Origin of the sequence: Pseudomonas sp. lyk4-TYG-107 (assembly GCF_030209055.1) — a bacterium.
GTDB lineage: Bacteria > Pseudomonadota > Gammaproteobacteria > Pseudomonadales > Pseudomonadaceae > Aquipseudomonas > Aquipseudomonas putida_A.
Genome location: NZ_JARVST010000020.1, coordinates 49,206 through 68,038 on the forward strand (window position 1 = coordinate 49,206; position 18,833 = coordinate 68,038).

At 50.9% G+C, this 18,833-nt stretch carries 15 protein-coding genes; 3 read left to right on the top strand and 12 right to left on the bottom strand.

The genetic code is table 11. The features are described from left to right. Window positions 1-143: 143 nt before the first annotated feature. The 5 genes from QRN61_RS18130 to QRN61_RS18150 all read right to left on the bottom strand — a co-directional run bounded on the left by QRN61_RS18130 (window position 144) and on the right by QRN61_RS18150 (window position 4,059). Window positions 144-956 (bottom strand): inositol monophosphatase family protein, encoded by an 813-nt coding sequence (locus QRN61_RS18130; protein ID WP_096795569.1) that lies wholly within the window; start codon window positions 954-956, stop codon window positions 144-146. A 270-nt stretch (window positions 957-1,226) separates the two neighbouring features. Then, window positions 1,227-1,631, bottom strand: a complete 405-nt coding sequence (locus QRN61_RS18135; protein WP_096795570.1) for a helix-turn-helix domain-containing protein — start codon at window positions 1,629-1,631, stop codon at window positions 1,227-1,229. Window positions 1,632-1,861: 230 nt separating this feature from the next. Beyond that, the gene (locus tag QRN61_RS18140) at window positions 1,862-2,326 is read right to left on the bottom strand and encodes a hypothetical protein (RefSeq protein WP_096795571.1); all 465 of its coding nucleotides are present in this window, start codon (window positions 2,324-2,326) and stop codon (window positions 1,862-1,864) included. 25 nt (window positions 2,327-2,351) lie between these two features. After that, window positions 2,352-3,449 (bottom strand): helix-turn-helix domain-containing protein, encoded by a 1,098-nt coding sequence (locus tag QRN61_RS18145; RefSeq protein ID WP_096795572.1) that lies wholly within the window; start codon window positions 3,447-3,449, stop codon window positions 2,352-2,354. Continuing rightward, on the bottom strand, window positions 3,439-4,059 hold the full coding sequence (locus QRN61_RS18150; protein WP_096795573.1) for a hypothetical protein: 621 nt from the start codon (window positions 4,057-4,059) through the stop codon (window positions 3,439-3,441). Before QRN61_RS18150 ends, QRN61_RS18145 begins: the two co-directional genes overlap by 11 nt. Window positions 4,060-4,355: 296 nt before the next feature. Here QRN61_RS18150 and QRN61_RS18155 point away from each other — a divergent pair, with 296 nt between their 5' ends. Continuing rightward, window positions 4,356-5,417 carry a hypothetical protein gene (locus QRN61_RS18155; RefSeq protein WP_096795574.1) on the top strand — a complete coding sequence of 354 codons (1,062 nt, stop codon included), beginning with the start codon at window positions 4,356-4,358 and terminating at the stop codon, window positions 5,415-5,417. Continuing rightward, on the top strand, window positions 5,417-6,577 hold the full coding sequence (locus tag QRN61_RS18160) for a hypothetical protein (protein ID WP_096795575.1): 1,161 nt from the start codon (window positions 5,417-5,419) through the stop codon (window positions 6,575-6,577). The genes QRN61_RS18155 and QRN61_RS18160 overlap by 1 nt, the downstream gene beginning before the upstream one ends. Before the next feature lie 458 nt (window positions 6,578-7,035). On the opposite strand, the gene QRN61_RS18165 is transcribed toward QRN61_RS18160, so the two are convergent. Together QRN61_RS18165 and QRN61_RS18170 are read right to left on the bottom strand one after the other, a co-directional pair. Then, window positions 7,036-8,208, bottom strand: coding sequence for a hypothetical protein (locus tag QRN61_RS18165; protein ID WP_096795576.1), 1,173 nt, complete (start codon window positions 8,206-8,208; stop codon window positions 7,036-7,038). Between the two features lie 235 nt (window positions 8,209-8,443). Continuing rightward, the gene (locus QRN61_RS18170; RefSeq protein WP_096795577.1) at window positions 8,444-8,635 is read right to left on the bottom strand and encodes a hypothetical protein; all 192 of its coding nucleotides are present in this window, start codon (window positions 8,633-8,635) and stop codon (window positions 8,444-8,446) included. Window positions 8,636-8,911: 276 nt separating this feature from the next. Between QRN61_RS18170 and QRN61_RS18175 the strand changes: the two genes are divergently transcribed. Next, complete coding sequence (locus QRN61_RS18175) at window positions 8,912-10,570, top strand: FMN-binding glutamate synthase family protein (RefSeq protein WP_096795578.1); 1,659 nt, start codon at window positions 8,912-8,914, stop codon at window positions 10,568-10,570. Between the two features lie 411 nt (window positions 10,571-10,981). On the opposite strand, the gene QRN61_RS18180 is transcribed toward QRN61_RS18175, so the two are convergent. The 5 genes from QRN61_RS18180 to QRN61_RS18200 form a co-directional block, all read right to left on the bottom strand. Beyond that, the gene (locus QRN61_RS18180; protein WP_096795579.1) at window positions 10,982-11,812 is read right to left on the bottom strand and encodes a hypothetical protein; all 831 of its coding nucleotides are present in this window, start codon (window positions 11,810-11,812) and stop codon (window positions 10,982-10,984) included. A gap of 184 nt (window positions 11,813-11,996) precedes the next feature. Next, window positions 11,997-14,288: a helicase HerA-like domain-containing protein gene (locus QRN61_RS18185; protein ID WP_096795580.1), complete on the bottom strand. Its 2,292-nt coding sequence runs from the start codon at window positions 14,286-14,288 to the stop codon at window positions 11,997-11,999. Beyond that, on the bottom strand, window positions 14,285-14,743 hold the full coding sequence (locus tag QRN61_RS18190; RefSeq protein ID WP_096795581.1) for a VPA1267 family protein: 459 nt from the start codon (window positions 14,741-14,743) through the stop codon (window positions 14,285-14,287). Before QRN61_RS18190 ends, QRN61_RS18185 begins: the two co-directional genes overlap by 4 nt. A 23-nt stretch (window positions 14,744-14,766) precedes the next feature. Further along, a complete protein-coding gene (locus QRN61_RS18195; RefSeq protein ID WP_285374414.1) occupies window positions 14,767-15,474 on the bottom strand; it encodes a hypothetical protein in 708 nt (235 codons plus the stop codon). Beyond that, window positions 15,471-18,833, bottom strand: coding sequence for a VPA1269 family protein (locus QRN61_RS18200; protein WP_096795583.1), 3,363 nt, complete (start codon window positions 18,831-18,833; stop codon window positions 15,471-15,473). Before QRN61_RS18200 ends, QRN61_RS18195 begins: the two co-directional genes overlap by 4 nt.

The window sequence follows — 18,833 nt, forward strand, 5'->3', positions numbered from 1 at the left end:
AATTCTCGGGGCTTTTCCCCAGTTTTGAGCTGATGTGAACCTATCTTTTGCGATCTGGATTGTTAGTCGTTGAGCTTCCTCCGGACTGGTACGAGCTACCTATCTTTACAAAGCTCTCAGCTAAAGCTGAGGGACGGCAAAGCCTACTCAAACACTTTGTTCCAATCCCGCTTCGTCAATTCCAAACAAGCATCAGTTGCACCACCAAAGCAGCGTTCTGAAACTCGAAGCATTCTGCTCTCTGTTACGTACTTGATGGGATCGCCAAGTTCGCCTACGAGAGTGCCTCCTGAACCTAGGAGTAAAGCATGGCCTGCGACGACATCATGGGCGCTGACGGGGTAGAGCGAGATTCCACAGATACCGTCCCCAGCCGCTACACGTGCTAGGCGGTATGCAATCGATGGCATCGCGAAGAACTCCGCCGGCTTACATAGCTCCTTGTTGATCTCGGGCTTGCTGGCAGCAGCAGCGCTGACCATCACCGTGCTCGTGTTGGAGAGCTTTTGATCCGAGAGATCAACGACAATGCGGTGGCCATTTCTTAGCAGATGATCCATACCCTTGGCCCACGCTATACAGTCAGAAATTGCAGATGGCGTGATTGGTGCGTGAACCACTCCAAGGACGGGATTGCCGTCATGGAGCAAACCAACAGATATGGCTGATCCCTTTAGTCCTCTCAGAAAATCACTGGTGCCATCGTTCGGGTCGACGACCCAGCAGAAGGGATATCCAGTAAGAATATGCCCTGTTTCCTCGCCCCACCAGTCGCAATCCAGGATTGCCAGCAGTTCGGCTCGGAGGAGAACCTCAATTTCGATATCAATTTCTGCTTTGTCTCCTGATCCTCTTCGTCCACCTGGACGGACGCATTCCTGTGCCAATAAAACACCCGCTCGCTCTACGGACTCGATCACTTGGTGGAGAAGGTGTTGCAGCGATTGATTAGTCATGGTGACCTTTCGAGTTGATTAGCCGGGATCCCGAGGTTCGATCATTTACCGGTCGTACGCATACTGTTTTACCGGAGGAGCGATTTAGCCTTTGATTGAGAGGATTAGATGAATGAGTCTATGGGAAATTAATCGCCGCCTTTCCGGTGATGTCGTGCTCGGAGGTCTGGCGTTTCAGACCAAGGTCGAAATACGCATTGCTCAACCTCTTGCAGTTTCTCCATGGCGTAATCGGATTTACCTTCTGCACATTGAGGCTATGAGAAGCCTCTATTCACTGAAGCAGAGTTCGGCTTGCTGGGAGTTCGTCACTGAGCGATGACTTGAGAGCTTGGTAGATGGGCGGGGGACTGGCAACTCATCAGCCGACGAAATCGCCAGATTTTTAAGCACTCCAGTATGGGTCAAATCCGCCAGTTCTTCTTGAGTGCGGCGCAGCAAAGCGTTAACGGACTGCCCGGACTCGGCGCAGAGAGTGATGGCTACCAGCGTGAGAGGATTGACACTGAGTGGGCCACTCAATGCACTGATCATCTCCAACGTGGGGCTTGACTGGGCTCGCTCCAATTTTGATACGTATGTTCGACTACTGACTTCCGCGAGGTTTCTCTGAGTCAGTCCTTTGCCTGCGCGCATTGCCTTAAGCACAGAAGCAAATGCAGTTTTGAGCGACATAAACACGTTCCTGATCTGAGCCAGTCATTTTTGGCGTCGATACGTTGGAGAGAGCTATTCTAGATGAGTAGAAACCTATGACGGTATCGATGTACACCATGCTCGCCATCATCAAGACGAACGCTTGCGGTGTGGAGTGGCTAACGGAATATTTGGCCTTGAGTGCGACGGATCCGAGCGGCGGCGATTGTCGAGCATGATTGCAAGCGCGCTCGACAGTCGCCAGCCTGCTACAAAATCGTTCGCCGTTGCACCACCGTGCTATTCGTTATTCTTCGGTTGATTCGTTCCTTCCACGCGATCTGTTTTGGAGAAAGATTGCGTTTGAGGCGAGTGCTCATGAGAAACGTGTATTCATTCTCGTAGATGTACCCAAACCGATAAGCGTGAATGATCAGGTCGAGGTTCGCATTAGCCTTGCTGTCCCTGGCAATCCTTTTTAATCCATCAAACAGCGTACCGGTATCAATGCCGAGAAAACGATTGATGCAGACATTGCCTACATAGGTCTTATGGTTCGTCAGCTTGTTCTGAATCCAGCAGTGTTCCTTGATGTCTTGTCCACACGGGCAATTATCGAACTCCTCGCTGATTTCAATTCCGACCAGCACCCATTCCTGTCTTGCGACTGAAAACGTTTGGGCCCGGGAGAGTGGAAGGATATGTGCCTGCAATCGCTCGAAATTGTGCTCCATATCCGCCTCTCCGGTAGTGGGTTTGTCAGACCAGCTTCAAAGGTGACTCAGGTGGTTTTAGCATGAAGCGGCTTTCGACCATGTCTCGACTCAGACCGCATGCCTTGAGGGCTTTTCTCCAGCTCGTGTGATCCAGTAAGTCCAAAGCACGTTGCACCAAGCGCGGTGACTCCATCTCAATCTGATCATCAAGGTCTTCACGTCGTGTGAATCCTTTGCGGTTCAAATAGGTGAAGCCGGACTTGGCCTGTTCCTGTGTGATTAAATCCAGTGACTGCGCACGATAAATCAATGCCTTGAAACTGACTTTCCATCTGAGCTTGAGCTCGGCCAAGGCATGCCAGTTGAGGTACCGGCCTCTCATTGCAGGAAACTCCCCGGCGAAGCTGGCTCTGGGCATCAGTAATGCACTTGCAAACTGGTTGGCCTGATCCTCGGTACGACGACAGCCAGTTTCGACGCCCTGGTGCATTACCAGGTGACCGAGTTCATGGGCGATGTCGAAACGTTGCCTGCATGGGTTCTGCTTCGCGGTATTGCGTACAATTAGAGGACGCTTGTTGTGCAGGGAAAATGCATCAATGCGATCATCCGCATCAGCTATATTGATGACCAGCACTCCAATTTTTTCGACCAGTCGGGTGACGTTCGAGAGGGGGCCAAGCCCAAGCGACTGCTCTCTGCGAAAACGCTCAGCGATCTGTTCGATGGTGTTCACGCTGGAGATCGGTTCATCATGAGTCCGGAAGCTGATCTCTGGAAAGGCAACCTCCTTGTCGAGTTCGTCGATCAGCAGTTCGAACAGTTCAACTTGAGCTGCAATCGATTTCTTCACTGTTACGGTTGAGGCGCGCACGCTTCGGAAATGGCATTGCTCAAGCTCAACGGAGCTGCGTCTAGGGGCGAAGAAAAACTCCTGCGTGACGCCCAGTGCAGTGCTCAGCATTTCCAGCTGCAGGGCAGAAGGAAATCCATTCACCTCCAGCTTGTGAGCGTACTGCCGGGTAACCCCAAGCAGGTCGCCAATGTCTGCAAGCGACCAACCGGACGCACTGCGCGCCAGGCGCAGCTTGTCCGGAGAGAATTCGTCGCCTAATGCTAGTTGCTGTGTTCTATCGTCCATCTACGCTGCCAGGCTCTTCGGGTTTTTTCGTGTTGGCGTCTTTGTTTCTGCGAACCACCAAAGGTTCCTCGATCTCGACTTGAGCAGGCAAATCGCTGGTTCTGACCGGCACGCTGGCCTTGTATTCATGTGTCCACTGGCAAAGAATATTTTTGTTGAAATCAAAGCCTACGATAGTGGCTTTGAATTCGGGGAATTCCAGGTCGTTATTCCCATCCACAAACAGTCGCCAAGTGGAGACATCGGGACTGGCTTCGAAGAGGCTAAGCTGATGCAGCTCGACCAAATTGGCCTTAAGTCGGTGTAGTTTCTTGGGTGCATCAGGATCATCGGTGACGATCTGAAGCAATACGCCGTTGATACTGATGGTGAAGTCCATGGTGCCGTTTCGTAGCTCCAGCCAAGGCAACGTCAGATCCGCACCCAGCGCTTTGCACAGACCTTGTAAACGCCCGTAAAGCAGAGTTGCTCGGGTGTATGCCGTGTCATGTGGTGTCGATGCATCAGCTAACGCTTGATATGCAACAGAGATCACTTCCTGGCAGACCAGATCCAGGTATTCGGGGAGTAACTCGGGTGCGAAATGACTTGGGTGCTGAATTCCGTGCATCGATGCGACCTCAAAATCTGTGCAAATTACGGATACTGTCAACCGGCATTTTTGTGCAGAATTCCGGGTTTGTCAACTGAGCGTTTATAGCGACTCATGATCTAAGAAGGCGTACGGGACAAAGGTCGAGGCGGCCGCTTAATATTGGCGCCCGCTAAAGCTCACAAGCCCCTGAAGCCCGATGTTTCGAGCCGATGCTCTGCTGATGATGGTCTGTAACTCATTAGCTCGATGGTTGTGGTTCGATTATTTAAAGGTAGGCTGGATTGAAAGCGAAATCTAAAAAGACAGAATGGATGCTGCCGATCGATTTTCCGGCAGGAGACCTTGTTGAGGTCAGCGAGATACTGAAGGCTGTAGGGTTGCTCACGCCAGGTTACCTCCCTCCCGACGCAGGTATATACGAACCCTGCGTTTACTTTTATGCAAAAGATCAAGGTGTACAAACGATCATTTTGCCAGATCGGAACGTCGCCTCACGTATCGCGCAGCTAGCCAAAGGAAGAGAAACCGCGAACGACGCGCAGCTCAAGCTCTCAGCAGCGCTCCTAGGGTTTGCACAACTTTTAAACATCGATTTTGAGCCAGGTATATCTTTCCATGAGCTGGCTCACCGCTGCGGTAACGCCAGCGCGGATGAGGAGCTTGGCTGGTTTAGAGCTGCTGACAACGCCCCTCCGCAGGATGTCCTGAACGTAGCGCTGGGTAGGACAAACCGCGTGTCACGCACCTATGTCCCAGTCGCGGCCTCGGGTCTTAACCTGGAGTTGCCATTGAAGCGCTGGAACCGTAATTACATCACCGCGCTTAAAATTCTGGAGTTAGACCTTTCCCCTGGCAAGCAAGTCGACAAAATGCTCCGCCTTCTTGAGTGGATGAGCACAAGTCTGGTGTTTGCGGGGCCCGCCCTAATGCTTGCATGCGTTTACCTAGGTACCCATTCACCTGCTCGTAAAGGCGTGTTCAAGAACAGCAGGTCTGCTGACCGGAAGGCGGCAATAGCCGGGGTGAGAAACGCTGCTTGGGATATCACTCATCTGAGTGAATTTATTCGCAAGTCAAACGAGAGCGTTGAAAGTGGGGGAGCTCAGTATCTGCTTGCAAGCTTTGATGCGCATTTGAAGCTTACGACCAATCTCTTGATGACCGTGGGCCGCGAAGGCTGTGATGTCTCTCTTATCGCAGCTGGGCTTGCTCAGTGGTGGGGTAGACATGATGCTCAGCGAATCGCTAATGAAGTAATGGTTCAACTCGAACGCATCCATAGCGACGCTCACCTACCCAAGACATCTGATGACCCGGAGTACATTCCCAAACTTATATTGCTTGGTGAGCGCCTAGTGATGGAGGCTGTGTAGTGGCATCAGAAGAAAAGACCGGGTCTCGGAGCAAGCCGGACACCAAAGGAAACTTTAAAATATCAGGAGAGATGCTTGAGCTGATAGCCAAATCTGAGCGTCATTACAGACGTAGGAAGCGCTGGGCGCGGCGATGGGAATTTAATAGATTTTTTTGGTTCCTCGACGAGTTCCCTAGCCATGAGATGTACAGACCCTTTGGGGAAGACCGCAGGAACACGCGCCAAGAGATGTCCTACCACCGTCTCCGTCAGGTAACGAGTTGGACTTATTGGTCACATATGAAATCAACGACTGGGCTGAAATTTGCGGCTGCTGGTGGGCTAATAAGCGCGTTTTTTCAAGCGGCTCCTGGGCTGAGGGGGGGCGCCACAACCGCTGAGCCGTTAGGTTGGTTACTCATCGCCGGCTTCCTCTACGTACTGGCAGTGCTTTGGTTTGAGTTTCGTTGCCCAGTGCTGCTTAAGCGCGCCCTCAAAAAGGATACGAGCTATCTAGGAATCGAGGGGCGGAGATGGCTGCTGGCGCTTGTAGAGGATGAATTAAGAAGATGGTGGGCCGTGGCACCGTATTGGCCTGATACGCGGGCCTTGAATCCAGACTCAAACGCTGACGAAACGATCAGCGCGATTATGGATGGTTATGGTGTGCCGGCTTTTTCCGGGTTCAATGTGCGAGCATGTGCCCACATTGAGAAGGCGCTCTATGAGTATTCTCTTGTGAGCGGTAAGACCATCTGGCGCAATGATCACTTTCATTCCGGTTTAGACAAATTGGAACCCAGATACACAATCCCAGCGAATGGCAGGCCACTGATGCAGACCCTGCACCTCAGCCGAGTGTCAGCTTGGAACTCAAAGGTTGACGAACCTTCACAAGCGGGTGACTTGGTGCTTCGATGGTTTGAATCATCGGTAGGAATTCAACATCGGCTATCCAAGCCCAAGGACGTGGATATGAGCAGGGAGGCGGAAGGATTGGTTCACCTTTTCGAGCGAGACGAGTCGGCGCTGACATTCACCCGGATCATAGCGTCGTGGCAGAACACAATGCGTCCCACGAGTAGGCTGATATTGATACTGCTGTTCCTCGCAAGCGCTGGGGCGTTCTGTTGGTTTGTGTACCTGCAAATGCGAATACTACTGCCGAGTTTGATATGACGGCGACTAGGATTACCTGCTCTGTCGCGTCCTGAACATCGAGCGTATGTCGAGTAGGGACTCTTAAGGAATGAGCAACCGCAAGAGCGTAGGGGAGCGTGCAGGCTGGTCAGGCCGAAAGATGTGAGGATGGTTGTCCGCCGGGCTAAGCCAGGGCGAGAACCCACCTGCTTGGTTACGACAGCCGTCCCCTCCCAGAGGGGCCACGCAAATCTGACACCCTCAAAGCGCCTTCAATAGTCGTTCAAGTGCTTGGTGTTCCCATGTGCTAAGCAATGCGATGGAATCTGTACCGAAACGATCTCCTTAAGCAAATCCCCACCGTCGGTCACCCAACCTCGTCGTGGAGTCTGACTGATGCGGTTGGAGTTGGCTGCGGGCTAGGACAATGACTTTCAGTCACCCTGCGGCACTTCAACTTGCCGCAGAGTTAATATAGGGGCGATTCAAGAATAATGTTATGAAAGTGAGCTATGGTTAAGTCTGGACTCTATAAAGTCCAAGTTGCTTTTTAGTCCTTTGCTAAATATATCACTGGCTTTCAGTCCGAAGCTCAAGAAGGGATCGGATACTGAGGTGAAAGGGAGGTCGTCGCGATAGAGGTAGACGTGGGGGATGTCCTTGACTATGTCTTCTGAATCATTTTTTCTTACTGCTAGAGCTGACGAAGGGTTGGATATGTTCTGCCCGATGTGTGCTGCCAATCTATCCAAAAACACCAAATCTTCTCTCAGCGTTAACTGGTAGTAACCGCTAACTGTTTCGGTGTCCAAAAGAGCTATATCGTATTCCTTTTCGTCATGCATCGGGGTTTTATTTCCTCTCATTAGTGTGATGTCAGGATGGTTTCCTAAGTTTCCATTAATCCTGATTCCGCTAATTGATATGTATTTTGATTCTTTGCTGTAGATTGCTCCCTCTTCTTGGTGTAGATAAGTTCCATTTAAGTCGTTGAACCTAAGATCCATAGCACCTAGCGTGACGTTAGTAATAACGGGCACCGCTGCTTGACCATAAGCAAGAGGCTGGCTCAGGTTTACACCGAACCAGGGCTCGTTGTAGGGGTGAAGAAACGTGTCGTTCATTACTATTATATAGGTGGCATTCGAGGGTATAGTTTCGTTGTTGATGTACTTGCGGTAATCTTTGGTTTTTCGCCCTATAGTTAATGCAATATGTCTCCTGCGGTCTGTGAACATTTGCTGCGCGTCAGCGTTATTTCTGATGTCTCGTTGAATCCATTCAAGTTGATCTGAGCTGGGGGTGGGTGTGACGACTTCGAAATAGTAGTCTTTTCCGTTCTTTCTGCAAGAAAAATCAGGCCCCTTTTTGTTGCTTTTTAGGTCAGTGAATCCACTGCGTAAAAGATGATAGTAAAATAAAATCTCCGACATTCTTTGGTTGTAGGTTGCGGTGTCACCCATGATTTCTTTGTTGAAGTGGGGATCCTTGTGGTTGCCGAATAGCCGGTAAATGCTGGCTAATCTTTCTATTGTTTCTTCTATTAAGTGAAAGGTGGCTTTTTCATGTGACTGGATAATAGTGGAAAGCCGCGAGTGTAGGATTTCTCGCCACTTGGCTCTAAGATGTATTTCACAATCTTCATCTTTGATTTGCTTGCGTTGTGGCATGGGTTAGCATCCTTGAAATTTGGTTGGCTATTTGGGTGATGGCTTCGACGTTGCTCAGGTTTAATCTAAACGAGCAGTACAGGACGAGCTCACCACATAAATCAGTATCATTGACAGCCCACCGATCTAGGGCCCATGGTGTCAGTAAGTCGAGCTCCTTAGGACACCCTTTTTTTGTAGTTCTGAAACTTGCTAAAAGGGCTGAGGCTTCAAGCAGGTTGCCTGCTCACTCCCGTTATTTCTGAACCAGTTCTTTGTACAACTCACGAGCCGCAATTATCTGATCCCTGAGCTCCTCGGGGTCAATGCGCATGCCGCCTCGGGGTGTCACCTGCAGTGTCTTCAGGCCGTTCGCAGCTTTGATGAAATCTCGTTCTTCTGCTTGAATCCATTCAGGACGTTTGTCCTTCCAAAATGACCATGCCATTTCGCCTAGCCTCACTCCACGATGGATGGAAGCTAGTATGTGGTAGCCGCAAGGAATGTCCAAGCTAGGTGGCGAACTCGATCTTTATGCAAGCGGAGCGCGCAGACCAGGATAATCGAAGAGCATGAGGATGGAAGCCCGCAGGGCCAAGAAGACCTGTCGTAGACAGGGCTTGGTTCACGACAGCCATCCCCGTATGGGCATGCCGCACCCATGTCCGCCGTTGGCGATTGTTGGTATGTTGGAAAAACCGTGCAACGCCACAAGGTAATCCTGATGAGTCTGTCCCTGCTGAGCCGCTATGCGTTTTTCGTGTGCTGTGTACTATTCACCTTGGCAACCTTACCCTTCGCCCACCAGCACGAGTGGCTCTGGCCATTTACCCTCGTCATCGGCGCCCTGAGCCTTTTGGGCGTGTTCGATCTGCTCCAATCGCACCACGCGGTGCGACGTAACTACCCCATCCTCGGCAACATCCGCTACCTGATCGAAGGGATCCGTCCAGAGATCCGTCAGTACCTGCTTGAAGCCGATGATGAGGCCACACCGTTCTCTCGTGCCCAACGTGCACTCGTTTACTCTCGCGCCAAAAGCGAGGCTTCCGATAAGCCGTTCGGCACGCTGATGAACGTTTACCAGAGCGGGTACGAGTTCATTAGCCATTCCATGCGACCCGCGCCACTGTCAGATCCGGAAAGCTTCCGTGTTGAGATTGGTGGGCCGCTATGCAAACAGCCGTATTCGGCTTCGGTTTTCAATATCTCGGCCATGAGCTTTGGATCGTTGAGTGCTAACGCCATTCGAGCGCTGAATAAAGGGGCCAAGTTAGGCGGGTTCTCCCATGACACCGGGGAGGGCAGCATTAGCCCGTACCATCGCGAGTACGGCGGAGATCTAGTTTGGGAGCTTGGAAGCGGATACTTCGGATGCCGTGCTGACGATGGCGGATTCGATGCTGAGAAGTTCGCCACCCAGGCTAACGATCCTCAGGTGAAGATGATTGAGATCAAACTGAGTCAAGGTGCCAAGCCAGGTCATGGCGGCATACTGCCGAAGCATAAGATCACACAAGAGATTGCCAGCACCCGTGGTGTGCCTATGGGCCAGGATTGCATCTCCCCGTCGAGCCACAGTGCCTTTTCCACACCGTTGGAGTTGATGCATTTCATTGCTCAACTTCGTGAGCTATCTGGTGGCAAGCCAGTTGGCTTCAAGCTGTGCTTGGGTCACCCGTGGGAATTTATGGCAATCGCCAAGGCTATGCTGGAAACCGGAATCTTGCCTGACTTCATCGTTATCGATGGTGCTGAGGGGGGGACTGGTGCCGCCCCGGTGGAGTTTACGGATCACCTTGGCGTACCTATGCGCGAAGGGCTGCTGTTTGTTCACAACACGCTGGTGGGTATCAATCTGCGAGACAAGATCAAGCTTGGTGCTAGCGGAAAGATTATCAGTGCATTCGATATCGCGAGCGTTCTTGCGATAGGTGCCGATTGGGGGAACGCAGCTCGAGGGTTCATGTTTGCGATAGGGTGTATTCAATCGCAGTCGTGTCATACGAACAAATGCCCTACTGGCGTCGCCACTCAGGATCCTCTGCGCCAGCGTGCTCTGGTGGTTGAAGACAAGGCCACTCGGGTCTACAACTTCCACCGCAGTACCCTGAAAGCCTTGGCGGAAATGCTGGCTGCCGCTGGTTTGACCACCCCTTCGCAATTGACAGCACGACATCTAGTTCGTCGTATATCTGCCACTGAGGTGAAGCTCTTCTCCCAGATGCACGTGTTCCTGAAGCCTGGAGAGTTGCTCAGTGGTCAGATCGCTGGCGAGTTCTACGAGCGTATGTGGCGTGCTGCACGCGCGGATAGTTTTGACCCTCTGCCTGCTGATGAGACAGAAATGGAGCCGACTCGGATTGGTTCAGCCACGGCGTAAAGATCAGGCCATGTAGCCTGCTACTGAAATGAGGCAAAGGCATCCTGCATGATCAGAAAGCTATCCATGGATGCGGCAGTAGCCGCTTGATCTCACTAGCTAGTTCGGTCGGCATGTTTTGACGCCGGCTGGCGATACAGATGGGTACCATCGCTCTCATGGCCGGTATCAGGCAGGTAAGTTGGCCGGGCGATCACGAGAACTTATCCTCTTAGGCAAGCGGAGCGCGCAGACCCACGGGGTCGAAGGCATGAGGATGAAAGCCCGCAGGGCCAAGACCCGGCGACAAGCCGGGGCTTGTTTTACGACAGCCATCCCCGAAGGGGCATGCCCCAGCGCCCACTATGAAACGGTCGACATGCAGCGCATTTATTAGCTGCTATGCCGACCCAGCGATGCCGCTGGTTTTTTCTACTCTCCGGTGTGATCGGACATGTGATCCGAAGGCCGGTGATTGAAGTTGCTGGTGGTGACCGAAGTTAAGTGTTGTTGCCGCAGCCCACTGGACAAAGCTATATGAGCTAACAACTTTTTGCGCTGCTCGTGCCCAAACTCCGCACCGCTCTTCAGATAATAATCTGTCATTGCGCAGGTGGCGTGTCGCAAATTCCTTGCGACATCTTCCGGAATGGGCGCAACAGCGCATTGCATGCGCCTAAGGCGCTCTGGAGTTGGAGTTGGAGATGGCTGCGGATGGGCGAGGGCAGATTGTTCAATGACCTCAAGTTCCGGGTGTACCCCAGGGGCGGGCCATACCCCTAAAAGATTCGAGTCAAAAATCTCTTTCGCCGCGATTAAGTGCGCAAAGTCTGAGCCATCTGACCAGAGATCATTTTCACTCGCGAAACAGATCTTGTGAGGTAGTGTCAGGTAGAGGCTGGCGCCCGCCCAAATGGCAGCGATTTTCTGCACAGTGGTACTGGATGCCCGCTCATCCAGAACGACGTACATTGAGTATTCACTCACGCCGACAAGCTTGACTGGCGAAAGCCCTCCCATGTCGCGAATCTCCCCAAACACTCCGACAAGCCGCTCTTCAAAATTACCGGTGAACATCACTGCGAAACGATGATTCAGTGCTTGGGCCAATGGCGAGAGGTTTGGGGCATTTTGCTGAAGGCCTCCGAGGATCACATAGCGGAGGGAGGCGTCAGCTTCTACTTCAATAGGGCCTTCACGCTCATCGAAGCGAGGCGGCGCGGGGAGGGCTGGGAGGTCATGTAGCGGACTGGATTTACGCATGCCGATTCTCCTTTGTGGTAGAGAAAATCAAGCTCACAGAGGTGCACCGGTCAAGGCGAACAGCGGAAAATTTTTGGAAAACCGACGACATAACAATATCTTAAGAGCATACCGTTAAGAACTGGTCTGGTGGTTGCTCTTGTCATCACAGGCATAATCCGTAGGTGGTTAACACTGTATTGGCCTACATCAATGACTGATTTGGCTGCTCACTGAGGTGATGTAATAAACCCGTGCTGCGCTGACTCGCCCTTGTGTCGTTAGCCACAGCTGCTCTAGCCGCTGCTTCGTCGCCCAACAGCAAAACTTGTTGCTGCGCGCGGGTGATGGCGGTGTAGATCAAGCTTCGATCAAGTAATCGACTCCGGACAATTGGTACGATGACGATCGGCCATTCGGAGCCCTGAGCTTTGTGGATGGTCAAGGCATACGCCAACTCCAAATGCGGTAGTAGAGCAAGAGTGATAGGGCGTCGTTCTCCATCGTCCCATTCCGCCCAGGCTAGGACAGCATCGTCACTAAACTGCTCATTATTTCGAGGCGCGGATTGTGGAGGCTCAAGGTCTTTGATTCGCCCAAGCGACCCGTTCTGCAACCCCAAATCCCTCAGGTTCTTGGTGCAGACAATCGGGTCACCCAAGCGCAATCCAGTGTCGGCCATCATTTGAAATTCCTCGTTCCAAATGAGCAGATGCGGCTGGACAATGCCCATCGCATCTTGGCAGAGCTTGTTAAGCGCACGAACACCCAGCTGCCCCTGTTTGTGAGCGCACAAAATCTGAGTTGATTCTGGATATTTGAGGTACAAGCGCAGGATACGGTTAGCTATTTTTAGCTGGTGATCACTTTGAGTTTCGATCTCTGAATGGTTCAAGAATGCGATCGAATCGTCTTCCTTCGTTCCTATTTCAGGCCACTTTCCGACTCTGATCGCAGCTGATGCAGCCGCGATATCGGAGCCGTGGCGCAGAACCTTGGTCAACCGAGCATGAGGGATAGGTGCGTGCTGAGCGAGGTCGTGAAATACCAAACCTGGCCCTACTGGCATCAGTTGACCTGTGTCCCCGACCATCAGTAATTTCGCGTGATCTGGCAGTGCATGACACAGTCGGTACATGGTGAGGATATCCACCATGCTCGCCTCGTCGATTACAAGCACGAAAGGTTCGTCCAGTTCACCCTGGTTACGCGAGTGCAGGAAACTTGCGATCGTTCGTGCCGGCCGACCTGTCGCCTCCTTCATTCGCTGAGCGGCGCGTCCTGCGATGGCGACCTGGATGACAGCAACTCCAACAGAGTCGAAGTGCTCGTACAGAGCCTTTAAAACCGTCGTCTTGCCCACACCTGCTCCACCGCTGATCAAGCCGACTCGTTCGTAAGCTACCGTGCAAATGGCTGAGCGCTGTTCGTCCGTAAGTTGGACAAACGGGTGTGGTCTCTCTTGGGCTTGATGACTGCAGTCCTGCTCGGTTCGCGATAGGGCTATTTGTTTTTGGTCGCCCCCCGATATGGAGGGAAGGCGGTCAGCGAAAAAATCGGCAACCTTTTTTTCCATCGCCCAGGCACCGACCTGTTGCAGGCGGTCGCAACCAGCAATTGGCAAACACGTCCCATGTTCCATCGCGCGTTCCAACACTCTGGACAGGACGGCGCTGGAAAGCAGATTTGGGGTTGCTTGGGAGGAGCTCAGTATCAGGTTCAGTCGACGTAAAACGGTCGGCTTGGATGGAGCGCTGTGACCTTCAGCGAAGAGCCGGTATAGGGCTTCTTCCACTGCACCATTGGTACGTCGTGGGTCGTCGAGTTGGAGTTTGAAGTGCCTGAGCGCAATCGCATCGACGCACTTCCAGGACGCAGAAAAAGAGAGCAAGCGGTATGGGTCTTCACACAACGCGTCAGTGGCCCTATCGCCAAAATGTTCTAGCACTGTCTGTACAGTGCTGTGATCTATTCCAAAGGTACGCAGAAGGTGAAGCAAGCTTGATTGGCCATAAAGTTTCCAGCCCTCGACGAGCTGGTTGGCCGTCTCTTCGCTGATTCCTTGTACAGACGATAGCAAGTCAATTTGCCCATTCTCAAAAACGCTCTGCAGGCTTTCTCCGAATCGCTGCCACAATCGATTTGCCTTGGAGATACCAACACCCGCGAAGTGTTTTCCGCTCGCCAGCAGCGTTACGATGTGCTGCCCGTTTGGCAACAACATCTTCATCTGCATCGGTGCTATCTGCTGTTCTCGAATCTGGTAGCCGTTTCGTAAGCTGGAATACGTGCTCGAGATACCTGACACATGCCACCACTGGCCGACCTCAACTTCGACAGCTGCGAGTAGATTGAACGGAGCCACGACTACAAAGCGCTGATCCGCTTGGGCGACGCCATGTTGGTCAATAGCAATGCCGTAGAAAATGCAGCCCCCTTTGCCAAGCGGGTTGTCGCTTCGAATAGATAACACTCGAATCAGGCGCTCGACGTTCATCTTGGCATCCTGCCAGTGTTGCTCAAGGCCTCGTGGATTGATGTGAACTGCTTGAGTTGCTGTCTGAGCTCTTCGATTTCCGCGCGCTGAAGGGCGTTTTCTGTCTGGAGGCGTTGGAGCTTTGCTTCAAGGGCGGGCGGCGTGTCTGCTCCGTTACGCTCATCCCGCAACGTTGGTAAGATCTTAGGGTGACTCTCAGCGGCCTCAGAGTTAGTGATTTCCAGTTGAGGCAATACGCCGGTTGCCCGGAGGTTAACTTCAAGGTCGTGAAGGAGTGACCTGATGCGGGGATTTTGCGCTAATGCTGATTTGGCGAACCCGCATTCCTTAGCAATCACGGAGCGAGAAAGAGCACCACGGTGAGTGATGCGACGGTAATCAGAAGTTGATTTGCTCGCCATCCATGCTTTAAAAACGGCCACGTTGTGATCTGCGAGCTGTTGGCCATTTGACATCGCTGCACCTGCGGACGAAGGGATTATTCCTTGTGCTCTATTGTGGACGCTTTTTCGGCTCCTATCCCTGGAAAGCTAGACGTAGCCTCATGAACTGATCTTGCTTGCCCTAAAGCATGAATCGCTTCTACGTGTCTTTTTTCCAGCAGTACGTTGCCGGTAAGCGTATGTACCAACCGCTCGCGGTATAGCTTCAATCCGCAGTCCGAAAGCCGTTGCTCGTCGAAAAGCCTTCCCAGAGCTTCAATCATTAAAGGGGGAAGTCGGAATTCTTCATGTTTTGCAGGCGAAGGCTTGCCGCCGAAGCCTTGACGAATTAGGTCGTCCACAGGAATGCCAGGTATGTTGCGAAGCCCTTTTACAATCCTTGCCTTATCCGCAATTGCTTGGTCTCGTTCTTCGGTCAAGAGGTTGACGTAGGCTCGCAGTGTTTCGTCGGCGATCAGTGGGATAGGGCGGGAAGCTTTATTGGTGCGAATAACCTGCCCGGACTTGCGCAGAGTGAGGTATTTACTCAGCGCAGGTGAATTACGAATGGACTGAGCTTTTGGCCCGTCCCAGTCGTGATCAATGCAATATCGCTCCACTTGAGATGGCGTGATGCGAATATCCTGTTGCTGTAGGTATTCACACGCTTTGTGGATGCGCCTCAAAGACTCTTTTTGGCGCGGGTTGTTTGAGTCCGCCATGCATTGCTCGAAAATCGCAGTGATGTTCTCGGCAGCGTTCATCCGAACATGTCCTCATCGTTCTGATCAATTTCTGGACTCACAAAATGGTCTGAGGTATCGATCTGCTTAGAGAGAGCGCTCAAAGCAGCAGGTAGGAATTCTTGCTCAGCATTAGATATTTGCTCAAGCTTCGTCAACGCGAGCGAAAGGTTGGGATAATCCTCCAGTGATTTCTTGCCCTTTAATACCTCATCGAGATCTTGAGCATTTACCTGCTGCAGCACGAGAGCAGACAACAGATTGCCCGCCTCACGAGCATGTTCCTCGGAGAGCGAGAGAAGAAATGGTTTCATACCGTTTTGAACCATCATTTTGGAGAGCACTTGATTTTTCTCCAACTCTGCCTGATGGTTGGGAAAGCCTGGATTGAAAACTGCCATTTGAGTTATTTGGTCAAGAAGCGCAAATTCATGAGCACTCTCTAAGGTAACCTTGAGTTCGAGGGGGGGGCTTGAAGTGTTCATGGGCACGTGTGGCGTGGAATCCGTTGCGATGATTTTCTGCTTCGCCTTGAGATATTCGTCCATTTGAGCAGACGATTGCTCTGCGTATTTATATCTCGCACCCCATTCAGCAACGTCAATATCTAGTTCACGGTTCAGCAAATCGACTCGATCCCGTAGCTCTCGAGCCAGACGCTGGTTGCCACTATCTTCTGCATCAGCTTTGAGCTCGTTGAGCCGGCGCACCTCGAATCCCTTCTTGCGAATCGAATAGCCTACGTTATTAACCCCTGCGATCTGTCCGAGCAGGTGAGCTGGGCCTGTAATCCAATATCTACAAAGCGGACAACGCTTTCCTCCGGGTACTGGGCCGTAAATGGGGCTGGATCCTTCCCTGATTACAAATCCTGTACTGCATGACGTACCAGGGCAGATGCCATCACTGTTAATCACTGTGATTCCGTCACCCATATTAAGGGCTTCAAAGCCGGGGCCGACTCCTGGGCCGTCTTGACTTAACAAAAACGGAGCGAAGTCTCCAATTGCCTTAATAAACCCATCTGACCCTACGAAGTTATTATCCTCCTGCATGCGTCGATGGGCTTCCTCGATAAAGATTCTGAGCTTTTCAGGCGAATACTTTAAGTAGTGCAGTGTCATGACAATCGTTTTGTGCCCAGCCACAAACTGTTGCACTACTTCAATTGGAACTCCAGCTTCTATCAAGTTTGTGATGCCGCTGACTCGTAAAGAATGGAGGTCGACAGTCCAAACCTCTTTGCCCTTGCTGTTGGTTGTAGTCAAATATATTTTTTGCCCATATTTTTCAAGGTGTCGCTTTTCAGTTTCCTTAAGCAAAAGTGTATAGAATCGACTGAGGCGGGAGTACGGCAATGGAAGCTTCTGATCAGGCTGGGTAGGATCTCTGAAGAGCGGGGCGACTTCCGGCCCGCCTAAGTTCCTGTTGTGTCGAATTTCCCGAACGTCTTGCATATAATAGCGATAGCTTAGTGGCGCTGTTAGTTCTGGTAAAAATCGCTTGCACCAATCCAGTTGGATGTTGATAAGTGATTCGAGGCACGAAGAAATGTACGGTATTTTATAGCCCGAAATTTCCTGTTTGATCGATGTTTTATTGGTATTCACCCACATGGTAAGCCAGTTTTCTGATCTTAAAGCATCGCTCGAAAGTTGTAATACACCTTCTTGACGCCTTGGAATTGCGTATGGTGATAGGTTGTATTCAGATCGATAAGTATCAGGGTTGAATATTTTTTCATCAAAGACCCCTGAGTCTAGCCAGCGCGCTTGGTGACTACGGATGGGCGCTTCTAGAAGTGTATACATGCAAATAGCTAGTCCCGGATAGAATTCCCTAACACTATATCCAGTCTGCTGATCGACGGTCGTAATAACGCTGCGATAGCAAGACCTAGGAAACGCGAAATCATCTTTAACAATAATTTCTTTCATGTCGGTCATCAAAAATGAAGGCAGAGCGTCTCGATGAGTCCTGTTGCTGAATGGCCGTCTTCCGAAGCTATCGGTCTCAATTACCGGATCCACAAATCGGCTCTCAATCAACTTGCCTTCGCTTATTAGATATTCTCTAAGCCATAGAAAAAATTTTCTAATTGTAGTTGCTGTATGCTTCAAGGTTTTTGCGTCAGTGGACACGGTTGAAGTTAGGTATTCATAGAATGTATTTTGATTTACGAGAGTGACATCGGTAATGTGGAGATGTCGAGACGTTTCCCACGGATGAATAGGTGGGTTCTCGTGCGTTCCAAGAAACGCTATAAGGTGTCCGAGCTCCGTGATTTCTCGGCTGACTCTCGCATTGTTGAGCGAAGTTATAAAAAGATATAGATATTTGACCCATCCTGAGAGTATGGGGAACTCATCAGTTATCCAACCAAACCGTAAATCCTTCCGTGGAGATTTTGGTTCTGTAAATTTTCTCCGTGGCGAAAATTCTACGGCGATACTAGGGTTGCAGGCATTGAATCCTAGCAGCATATAGAGCGTTGCCTTGTGAAGATCGCCAAGTGGACGTTTTACATCCTCTGTGGAATATTTTGGGTCTTGATATTGTGAAACTATATCAGGGGAGGTTGTCTCTTCAAACTTGCAAATTAAATCTGCGCTTAAATCTTGGCGAAAAATAGTGTTAGTTGTGGCGAAGTAGGTGGCAATGAAAGCCAGTCGTCTGTCGGATGATTTCGATTTGTTACTTGTCGTATAAAGCTGTTTTATCGTATTTTGAATGTCAGGATTTGCACCACAAATTGTTACCCACTTCGCTCCGGCATTGAGCTGTCTCAGCTTTTGCGGCAGAAGTATTAATCCTTTTGACCAGAATTTTACCAGCAAGTTAAAATATTCGTTGGTTTCCTTGTCTGTAACCGTCTGACTGTTGAAAAGTTCGTATGTGATGTAGTTAACGAAGTCTTCGGGTAGTATGCAGTTTTCTAATATGGAAAGTTTGTCCTCTCCGAACTTTAACTCGTAGTTTTGAATTGTTTCAACAGCTTCTTCATGGTTTCTGGGGAAGCAGGTTTCCAAAATGTGACGCTGTCCATCTAGTGGCAGTGATTGCACATACTTTACTAGCTCTAAACCCACCAACCTTGAAGCTAACACGCTTTGTATGCAGGAGCTTCTAAGGTATTTGAAGGACTGTCCGTTGATCGCTGTGCTTTTAGACCTAAAACCTTCTAGGTACGTAGATTCTTTTTCTGTAACGATCTCTGAGTAAAAGCCCTGCCAGAGAGAGTTCATTTTATTTGATTCATACTCTATGATGGCGTCTTCAATGTCGGATTTTAGAACATGGTCGAAAACAAAGCACCGGTCGGAGCTCAAATTGATTGTGATTTGTTTTCCAGATGCCGGGGCTATGGATTGAATATGCAT

Excerpts from the sequence above, each read along its gene's own strand:
- QRN61_RS18200 (WP_096795583.1), bottom strand. The coding sequence starts at position 18,833 with ATGCATATTCAATCCATAGCCCCGGCATCTGGAAAACAAATCACAATC.
- QRN61_RS18155 (WP_096795574.1), top strand. The coding sequence starts at position 4,356 with ATGCTGCCGATCGATTTTCCGGCAGGAGACCTTGTTGAGGTCAGCGAG.
- QRN61_RS18135 (WP_096795570.1), bottom strand. The coding sequence starts at position 1,631 with ATGTCGCTCAAAACTGCATTTGCTTCTGTGCTTAAGGCAATGCGCGCA.
- QRN61_RS18185 (WP_096795580.1), bottom strand. The coding sequence starts at position 14,288 with ATGAACGTCGAGCGCCTGATTCGAGTGTTATCTATTCGAAGCGACAAC.
- QRN61_RS18170 (WP_096795577.1), bottom strand. The coding sequence starts at position 8,635 with ATGGCATGGTCATTTTGGAAGGACAAACGTCCTGAATGGATTCAAGCA.
- QRN61_RS18140 (WP_096795571.1), bottom strand. The coding sequence starts at position 2,326 with ATGGAGCACAATTTCGAGCGATTGCAGGCACATATCCTTCCACTCTCC.
- QRN61_RS18180 (WP_096795579.1), bottom strand. The coding sequence starts at position 11,812 with ATGCGTAAATCCAGTCCGCTACATGACCTCCCAGCCCTCCCCGCGCCG.
- QRN61_RS18130 (WP_096795569.1), bottom strand. The coding sequence starts at position 956 with ATGACTAATCAATCGCTGCAACACCTTCTCCACCAAGTGATCGAGTCC.
- QRN61_RS18175 (WP_096795578.1), top strand. The coding sequence starts at position 8,912 with ATGAGTCTGTCCCTGCTGAGCCGCTATGCGTTTTTCGTGTGCTGTGTA.
- QRN61_RS18145 (WP_096795572.1), bottom strand. The coding sequence starts at position 3,449 with ATGGACGATAGAACACAGCAACTAGCATTAGGCGACGAATTCTCTCCG.
- QRN61_RS18190 (WP_096795581.1), bottom strand. The coding sequence starts at position 14,743 with ATGTCAAATGGCCAACAGCTCGCAGATCACAACGTGGCCGTTTTTAAA.
- QRN61_RS18165 (WP_096795576.1), bottom strand. The coding sequence starts at position 8,208 with ATGCCACAACGCAAGCAAATCAAAGATGAAGATTGTGAAATACATCTT.
- QRN61_RS18150 (WP_096795573.1), bottom strand. The coding sequence starts at position 4,059 with ATGCACGGAATTCAGCACCCAAGTCATTTCGCACCCGAGTTACTCCCC.
- QRN61_RS18195 (WP_285374414.1), bottom strand. The coding sequence starts at position 15,474 with ATGAACGCTGCCGAGAACATCACTGCGATTTTCGAGCAATGCATGGCG.